Genomic DNA, 8195 nt, shown 5'->3' with positions numbered 1-8195 from the left:
GATCACGGTCACCGTGCTGCACGAGACGCTGCGCATCGAGGTCACCGGGCACGCGCTGGGCCCGGTGCACGGGCTGTTCACCTCGAAGCCGGCGGAGACCGAGGTCCGGGCCGCTCCGCGTTTCCCGTCGGGCTCAGCCCGCGGTGTTGATCTGCTTCAGGCTGGCGCGCAGGGACTCCCAGCCGCGGCCCCGCTTGGTGCCGCGGTTGCGGGAGTTGACCAGCGGTTTCCAGAAGGGGGCGTTGATCAGAGCCTCCGGCTTGACCGCCGTGGTGCGGCCCAGGATCGACTCCGGCACCTTCTGCGGGTCGTCGTAGACGAACTCCGCGATGATCTCGTCGTACTTCTCCGTGAGCACGGTGTTGGTCGGGTCGGCGCCGAAGACAACGAGCAGACCGGTCGGCTCGGTGTCGACGAGAACCGTCTCCAGGTCGGGCCGGTAGCGGTTCAGGACCTCGATGACCTTGTAGACGTCGCCGGTCCACGCGTTGGTGTGGCGGTCACGGGCCGCCTCGTCCACGTTGCGCGGCAGCATGTCGTCGAAGACGATCACGCTGGACCAGTCCGAGTGCTTCTCCACGTTCATGAAGTCGCGCAGGGCGTACTCGAAGAGGTGCATGCCGTCGATGAACGACAGGTCGAGGGAGGTGCCCCGCCAGTGGGCGAGCGGGTGGCGGCCCCGGCGCAGGTTGCGCAGCGGGTGGCGGCCGCCCTTGAGGTGGGCGAGCGGGTTGCTGCGGGCGAAGAAGTCGTCGCTGGTGGCCTTGACCAGGTGGACGTCGCAGCGGATCTCGGTGACCACCTTGAACGCGGGGTCGATCGCGATGCTCGGGACCCGGGAGAGCGTCAGGCTGCGGCCGTCGTTGACGCCGATCTCCAGGTAGTTGCGGTTCGCGCTGGCCTTGTGGAGCCCCCGAAGGAACTCATGACGATTCACCGGGAAATCTCCTTGCGGATGTGTGACGTGGCTTGGTGCAGGGCGGGTCGCCGGACCCGGGGCGAGGCCGGCAGGGCCCGCGGCCGCCCCCGTCGCGACCAGTTCGGTGGAACATACCCTGCGCACAGCCTGGATGGCAGGCCTTCATAGGGAAAAGCATGATCCGTTCCGGAATCGAACTCGCCGTGCCCACACGGCTCGACGGCGCGTACGGCCGCGACGGATGCGCGGCCGTGGGAGAGAACGGCCTGGTCGGCGACGGGCACCAGCTGCTCGGCCGGAGGACGGATCGACGGCCGCAGGTGTGTACCGGCTCCGCCGGACAGCACGAGAGCCTTCATCTGCGTCACCTTAGCCCGACTTCACAGGAACGGGCCATGTCGGGTCGGTGGCTCGCCGGTTACGGCCGGGGAGGCGACCCTCAGTCCTCGCCCCGGACGATGTTCCACTCACCGGTGTGCGCCGTCGTGGTCCCGGTGTGCTCCTCGACGGCGGGCAGGCAGGTGCGCAGCTCGGCTTTGTCGTGCAGGCGGCGGGCCCGGGACCAGCCGGTCTCGGGACGGCGGACGACGGACTTCTGGGCGGTCTGCGGGGTCACGACGGTTCACGTCCTTCCATGCTGCTCCCCCGGGTCCCCGCTGCCGTGGGCCGCAAACGCCGCGCGTCAGGGCGCCGATCCCGTACGCGCGTTCGGCGGGGCCCGGCCGTGCCGGCGTTTGACGGCCGGCCGAACTCCCGGCCACCGTTCACGTGTTGGGCCGCGCCACGCTGATGTCACCGAGGGCCGAGTCGGGGTCGCGTTCCATGGCGGCGTCGCCGAGCGAGACGACGCCGACGGGCCGGCCGTCCTCGACGACCGGGATCCGGCGTACGGAGTGCTCGCGCATGAGGGCGATCGCGCGGTCCAGGTCGTCCTCGGGGCCGACGGTCACCAGGTCGTCGCTGCACGCGCCCGCCACGGTGGTCTCCTCCGGGTCGCCGCCCTCGGCGAGGGAGCGCACCACGAGGTCGCGGTCGGTGACCAGGCCGCGCAGCCGGTCGCCGTCGGTGACGAGGACGGCACCGAGGTCCTGGTCGCGCATGATCCGGGCGACGGCGGTGACGGAGGTCTGGGGCTCCACGGTGACCGGCGCCGCGGTCATGATGTCGCTGACGTGCTGGGGCATGACGTGCCTCTCTGCTCGCACCGGCACCCCTGGAATCGGGGTGCGCACCCCGAAATCGGGGCACGAGACGCCGGGTACCCCCCGCTCACGCGTCCAGCGCGATCTCGGCCCACACCTGCTTGCCGCCGCTGACCGGGACGGTGCCCCAGGAGGCGGACACGGCCTCGACGAGGAGGATGCCGCGGCCGCCGGTGGCCTCCCAGCCGATGCTGGTCGGCTTGGCCGGGGTGCGGGGCGAGGCGTCGGCGACGGCGACGCGCAGCCGTTGGCCGACGAGGACGAGTTCGAGGCGGACCTGCCCGTCGGTGTGCACGAGGGCGTTGGTGACGAGTTCGGAGACGACGAGCAGGGCGGTGTCCCGGGCGTCCTCGGGGACGTTCCAGACGCGCAGGGTGCGCCGGGTGAAGCGGCGGGCGTGGCCGACGGCCTGCGGGACCCGCCAGACCGTCCAGTTCTCCCGGAGCGGGTGGACGGCCATGCCGTCGTAGCGCAGCAGGAGCAGGGCGACGTCGTCGCTGCGGCGGGCGTTGCCGAGCAGGGCGTCGGCGACGAGACCGAGGTGGCCGGGGTCGGAGACGGCGAGTTCGTGGGCGAGGCGGTCCATGCCCTCGTCGATGTCGGCCTCGGCGGACTCGACGAGGCCGTCGGTGGTCAGGGCGACGACGGTGCCGGGGCGCAGCCTGAGCGGGGTCATCGGGAAGTCGGCCCGGTCCAGCACGCCGAGCGGCGGGCCGCCGTCCTCCTCGGCGATGTCGGTGGTGCCGTCGGGGTGGCGCAGGACCGGTGGCAGGTGGCCGGCGCGGACGCACCAGGCGGTGCCCTCCTCCATGTCGAGGTCGACGTAGGTGCAGGTGGCGAAGAGGTCGGTCTCCAGGTCCATGAGGAGCCGGTTGGCGTGGGCGACCACGACGTCCGGCGGGTGGCCCTCGACGGCGTAGGCGCGCAGGGCGGTGCGCATCTGGCCCATGAGGGTGGCGGCGGCCGCGCTGTGGCCCTGGACGTCGCCGATGACGAGGGCGACGTGGTTGTCGGGCAGCGGGATCACGTCGTACCAGTCGCCGCCGAGTTCCAGGCCCGCGGTGCTGGGCAGATAGCGGGCCACGGCGACGGCTCCGGGCAGCGGGGGCAGGCGGCGGGGCAGCAGCTGGCGCTGGAGCATGCCGACGAGTTCGTGCTCGGCGTCGAAGGCGTGGGCGCGCATCAGGGCCTGCCCGGCGAGGCCGGCGGAGGCGGTGAGCAGGGCGCGTTCGTCGGGGCCGAAGTGATGCGGGGCGTCCCAGCCGATCAGACAGGCGCCGGCCATGCGTCCGGCGGCGGGCAGCGGCAGGACGGCGAGACCGCCGGGGCCGACGTCGGCGAGGGCGGGTTCGAGCGCGGTCCCGGCGGGCCAGATCTGGGCGCGGCCCTCGCGCAGGGCGGTGGCGAGGGTGGGCATGGCCCGGACCGGGGCGTCGGGCCACTCGCTTCGCCATTCCAGGCGCCACAGCTCGGGCCAGGACTCCGGTTCGGGCGGGTCGAGGACGGTGACGACGAGCCGTTCGTTCTCCAGCTCCGCGAGGGCGATGCGGTCGGCCCGGAGCGGGGCGCGCAGGGCGGAGACGACGGCCTGGCTGACGTCCCGGACGGTGCCCGCGGTGGCGAGGGCGGCGGCGAGGCGCTGGACGCGGGCCACGTCGGTGACGTCGGAGCGGAGCGTGGAGGCGTCGGCGACGGTGCCGACGAGCCGGGCCGGGTGGCCCTCGCCACCGGGCAGCGGACGGCCCCGGAGCCTGAGCCACTTCGGCGGTCCGGCGGGCTGCAGGATGCGGAACTCCAGCTCGCGGTCGCCGATCGACATGTGGTCGGCCTCGAACAGGGACATCAGCGAGGGCAGGTCCTCGGGAACGGTGAGGCCGAGGAGGGTCTCGACCTTGCCGTCGAAGTCGGCGCGGTCGAGGGCGAACAGCTCCAGGAGTTCGTCGCCGACCTCCACATGGCCGGTGTCCATGGCGAGGCTGAAGGCGTTGGGCAGCAGTTCGTCGCCCTCGGTGACGGCGGCCGGGGCGGGACAGACGACTGCGTCGGCGATCAGTTCGAGGCACTTGCGGTCCTCGTCGTCGAAGCCGCCGGGGTCCTCGCTGACGGCGAGCAGACAGGCGTGGCTGTCGTCGCCGTGAGCGGGCAGCACGGCCAGATGGAAGTCCCGGGCGCTCACCCTGCGCGACTCGGCGCACGCGGCGAGTTCCTCCGGGCCGAGGAAGACCGGCCGTCCCGAGCGGTGGGCCTCGGCGGGCGGGGAGCCGCCGGAGCCGGGATAACTGTCGCGCAGCCCGTAGACCGTCCGGGGGACGCCCGCCGACTCGACGAGGCAGAGCAGATCGCCGTCCTCACCGGGCGCGTACACGGCGGCGAGCGTCGCCCCGGCGAAGACCAGTGCCTGTTCGAGCACACGGCGCAGCCGTTCGGGCGAGTCGGGGCCGTCCGTCAGCGCGGTGAGGGCGCTCTCGGCACGCAGCGGTCGCGTTCTGCGTCCCGCACCGCCCTCACTGACCACGTCCGCCATTACAGCGCTTATGAGGCACCTGCGCAGCCCCTGTGACCGTTCCGTGGAGCCCGCGCGAAGACGGCGCTCGAAAGCGACCGAACAATTCTTGACTCGTGCGTACCGCACGGTGAGCTCGTGACAGCCGTGACTGTCCGTGGCCGTCGCTCCGCTGCCAGGCTCGACATCGGGCCACGGAAGGGGAGGCATGGACAAGCGGTACGAGGTGTACGCGCTCGCCGACCGGCACTTCTACGACACGCCGGAGCGGCTGTCCGAGCGCCGGGAGGCGCCGCTGTTCGAAGCGGCGCGGCGCACGGTGCCCGAGGGCTGGGAGACGGCGCGGATCGGTGACTGGCTGACGCTGACGCCGGTCGGATCCGACGGCCGGCCGGTCCGCGGCCCTTCCCAGGGCTGGAAGATCCACGCTTCGGCCACCCGGGCGAACGCGGAGCGGATCGCCGCGCTCGTGTGGGACTACTGCGTACCGCGCCGCATCCCGTTCAAGTTCGTGCCGGGCCCGAACCTGCTGCATCTGCGCAACACCAAGTACGCGGCCCGCGACTCCAGCGGCAAGTTCGTCACCCTCTACCCCGCCGACGAGGAGCAGCTGCACGAGGTGCTCCGGGAGCTCGGCGAGTTGCTGAAGGGCTTCGAGGGGCCGTACATCCTCACCGATCTGCGCTGGTACGACGGTCCGCTCTACGTCCGCTACGGCGCGTTCGCGCGCACCTTCGTCGTCGACGAGCGGGGCTCGCTGGTGCCGGCGGTGCGGGACGGCGAGGGAAGACTGGTGCCGGACCGACGGGCACCGTCCTTCCAGGTCCCGGAGTGGGTGACGCTGCCGGAATTCCTTCAGCCGCATCTGGCGGCGCGCAACACGACGACGGTGGGCGAGCTGCCGTACCGCATCGAGAAGGCGCTGCACTTCTCCAACGGCGGCGGGGTCTATGTGGGCACCGACAGCCGGGACGGCAGAAGGGTCGTCCTCAAGGAGGCGCGGCCGCACGCGGGGCTCGCCGCGGACGGGGCCGACGCGATCGCGCGCCTGGAGCGGGAGAAGGACGCCCTGGAGCGACTGGCGGGGACGGGGTTCGTGCCGGAGGTGCGGGACTGGTTCACGCTCGGCGACCACCGCTTCCTCGTCATGGACTTCCTGGAGGGGCGCCCGCTCAACTCCTACTTCGCCGAACGGCATCCGCTGCTCACCCCGGACCCCGATCCGGCGGCCGTGGCCGCGTACACCGCGTGGGCGGTGCGGATCCACGGCGCGGTGGAGAAGGCGGTCGCGGCGGTGCACGAGCGCGGGATCGTCTTCAACGACCTACACGTCTTCAACATCATGGTGGGCCCCGACGAGGAGTCGGTGTCCCTGATCGACTTCGAGGCGGCGGCGCCGGTCTCCGAGGAAGGCCGCCAGGTCGTGGCCCACCCGGGCTTCTTCGCCCCGCCGGACCGCACCGGGATCGCCGTCGACCGGTACGCGCTCGCCTGTCTGAGGATCGCGCTGTTCCTGCCGGTCACCACGCTCTTCGTGGTCGACCGCGGCAAGGCCGCGCATCTGGCCGAGGTGATCCTCCGTCAGTTCCCGGACGTGCCCAAGGAGTTCCTCGACGAGGCGGTCACGGAGATCACCAGGGGCGCGCCGACGCCCGCGCCCTCCTTCGTCGAGCCCGCGGACTGGCCCTACAGCCGCGACTCCATGGTCAAGGCGCTGCTCGCCTCGGCGACCCCGGAGCGCGAGGACCGGCTCTTCCCGGGCGACATCACGCAGTTCAACGACGGCGGCGGCCTCGGACTCGCGCACGGCGCGGCGGGCGTGCTCTACGCCCTGGACGCGATCGGCGCCGAGCGCTACGAGGAGGGCGAGCGCTGGCTCCTGGCCCGCACCGCACCCCCGCCGATCGGCACCCCGCTCGGTCTCTACGACGGTCTCGCGGGCGTCGCCCTGGTCCTGGACCGGCTCGGCCACCGGCAGCGCGCCCTCGACCTGCTCGACCGCGTCCTCGCGGAGCGGTGGCAGAACCTCTCCGCCGACCTGCACGGCGGCCTGGCCGGTCTCGGCCTGGTCCTCGGCGAACTCGCCGAGCGCACCGGGGAGTCGAGGCTGCGGGAGTGCGCCGCCGAGGCCGCCGACGTTCTCGTACGACGGCTCGCGCAGCCCCCGCCGGACGGGCCGGGGCGCCGGGCCGGGCTGCTGAAGGGAGCCACCGGGCCCGCGCTGTTCCTGCTGCGGCAGTACGAACGCACCGGTGAGCCGCTGCTGTTGAGGGCGGCCGAGGTGGCGCTGCGCCGGGACCTGGCGTGCTGTGTGACGCACCCGGGCGGTTCGCTGGAGGTCGACGAGGGGTGGCGGACGCTGCCGTACCTCGGCGAGGGCAGCGCGGGCATCGGGATGGTGCTGGACGACTACCTCGCCCAAGGGGCTGACCCGGACGGCGAGTTCGGGAAGGCGCGCGCCGGCATCCTCACCGCGGCCACCAGCCGCTTCTACGTCCAGCCCGGTCTCTTCCAGGGCCGCGCCGGAATGATCCTGCACCTGGCCCGCACCACCACGCCCGGCGCGAGCCGGAAGCGGCTGGCCGAGCAGATCACGGGACTCGGCTGGTTCGCGATGGACTACCAGGGCCAACTGGCCTTCCCCGGCCACCAGATGATGCGGCTGTCGATGGACCTGGGCACCGGAACGGCAGGGTGCCTGCTCGCGCTCGGCGCGGCCCACGCGGCCCCCGGCGAACCGACCTCCGCGCACCTGCCGTTCCTGCCGCCGACCGGGCGGCCCCCACAACGCGGTTCCGCGACCTGACGGAGCCGTGACCCAACCCCGTCCCCACGGGTGGACGACAACCGAAGGAAGGACACGAGATGGCTCTTCTCGACCTGCAGACGATGGAGTCCGACGAGCACACCGGCGGCGGCGCCAACAGCACCCTCAGCCTGCTGTCCTGCGTCAGCGCGGCGAGCGTCACCCTCTGTCTCTGACGAACTCCGTGCGTCCACGCTCCGGGCGGTCCGCTCCCGCGAGGGAGGGGCCGCCCGGGGTCCTGCAACTCCGTTTTGGCGCAGCCCCGTTCACGCGCAACTCCGGGAGGGCCGCATGACCACTCGCCCCGCGAGCCCCGGTCTCCTGGGCCCCTCCCCCGCCCGCTGTCTGACGCTGTGCCTCCTGAGCACCGCCGCGACCGGTGCCGGGCTGTTGCTGCCCGCCGCGCTCGGGCACACCCTCGATCTGCTCCTCGCGCAGACGCCCGCCACCCGCTGGGTGCTGTACTGCGCCGCGCTCGCCCTGCTGCTGGCCCTGTTCGACGCGGCGGAGACCGTGCTGGGCGGCACCCTCGACGCCCGGACCACCGCCTGGCTGCGCCGCCGTCTCACCGGCCATGTGCTGGCGGTCGGCCCGCGCGCCACCGCCCGCTTCGGCCCCGGCGACCTGGTCGCCCGGCTCGTCGGCAACGCCGCCCAGGCCGGCACCGCGCCCACCGCCCGCGCCGCCCTCTTCTCCGCGCTCGCCGGTCCGCTCGGCGCGCTGGTGGCCCTCACGCTGATCTCCCCCTGGCTCGCCGCCCCCTCC

Annotated in this window: 7 protein-coding genes and 1 pseudogene; 3 read left to right on the top strand and 5 right to left on the bottom strand. The window is 73.0% G+C overall.

Translation table 11 applies throughout. The features are described from left to right. Nucleotides 1–133: 133 nt before the first annotated feature. From ABZ896_RS51030 to ABZ896_RS51010, 5 genes and pseudogenes are all read right to left on the bottom strand, one after another. On the bottom strand, nucleotides 134–937 hold the full coding sequence (locus tag ABZ896_RS51030) for a class I SAM-dependent methyltransferase (RefSeq protein WP_360945811.1): 804 nt from the start codon (nucleotides 935–937) through the stop codon (nucleotides 134–136). A 215-nt stretch (nucleotides 938–1152) separates the two neighbouring features. Beyond that, nucleotides 1153–1278, bottom strand: a pseudogene (locus tag ABZ896_RS51025) (glucose-1-phosphate thymidylyltransferase); the annotation flags it as partial. A gap of 80 nt (nucleotides 1279–1358) precedes the next feature. Next, nucleotides 1359–1535: a hypothetical protein gene (locus ABZ896_RS51020; protein ID WP_360945808.1), complete on the bottom strand. Its 177-nt coding sequence runs from the start codon at nucleotides 1533–1535 to the stop codon at nucleotides 1359–1361. Nucleotides 1536–1683: 148 nt separating this feature from the next. Then, nucleotides 1684–2103 (bottom strand): CBS domain-containing protein, encoded by a 420-nt coding sequence (locus ABZ896_RS51015; protein ID WP_360945805.1) that lies wholly within the window; start codon nucleotides 2101–2103, stop codon nucleotides 1684–1686. 85 nt (nucleotides 2104–2188) lie between these two features. After that, nucleotides 2189–4645 (bottom strand): SpoIIE family protein phosphatase, encoded by a 2457-nt coding sequence (locus ABZ896_RS51010; RefSeq protein WP_360945802.1) that lies wholly within the window; start codon nucleotides 4643–4645, stop codon nucleotides 2189–2191. Between the two features lie 187 nt (nucleotides 4646–4832). On the opposite strand from ABZ896_RS51010, the gene lanKC reads away from it, so the two are divergent. The 3 genes from lanKC to ABZ896_RS50995 form a co-directional block, all read left to right on the top strand. Further along, nucleotides 4833–7430 (top strand): class III lanthionine synthetase LanKC, encoded by a 2598-nt coding sequence (gene lanKC, locus ABZ896_RS51005; protein WP_360945799.1) that lies wholly within the window; start codon nucleotides 4833–4835, stop codon nucleotides 7428–7430. Between the two features lie 59 nt (nucleotides 7431–7489). Further along, a complete protein-coding gene (locus tag ABZ896_RS51000; RefSeq protein WP_020134771.1) occupies nucleotides 7490–7606 on the top strand; it encodes a SapB/AmfS family lanthipeptide in 117 nt (38 codons plus the stop codon). Between the two features lie 115 nt (nucleotides 7607–7721). Beyond that, nucleotides 7722–8195, top strand: a 474-nt coding sequence (locus tag ABZ896_RS50995) for an ABC transporter transmembrane domain-containing protein (RefSeq protein ID WP_360945795.1), incomplete at its 3' end; no start/stop codon positions are given.

The sequence above is a fragment of the Streptomyces sp. NPDC047072 genome (assembly GCF_040643855.1).
In the GTDB taxonomy this organism is placed as follows: Bacteria; Actinomycetota; Actinomycetes; order Streptomycetales; family Streptomycetaceae; genus Streptomyces.
Note: the sequence above shows the minus strand (reverse complement) of the source record. Positions and strands in the feature narration are given on the sequence as shown.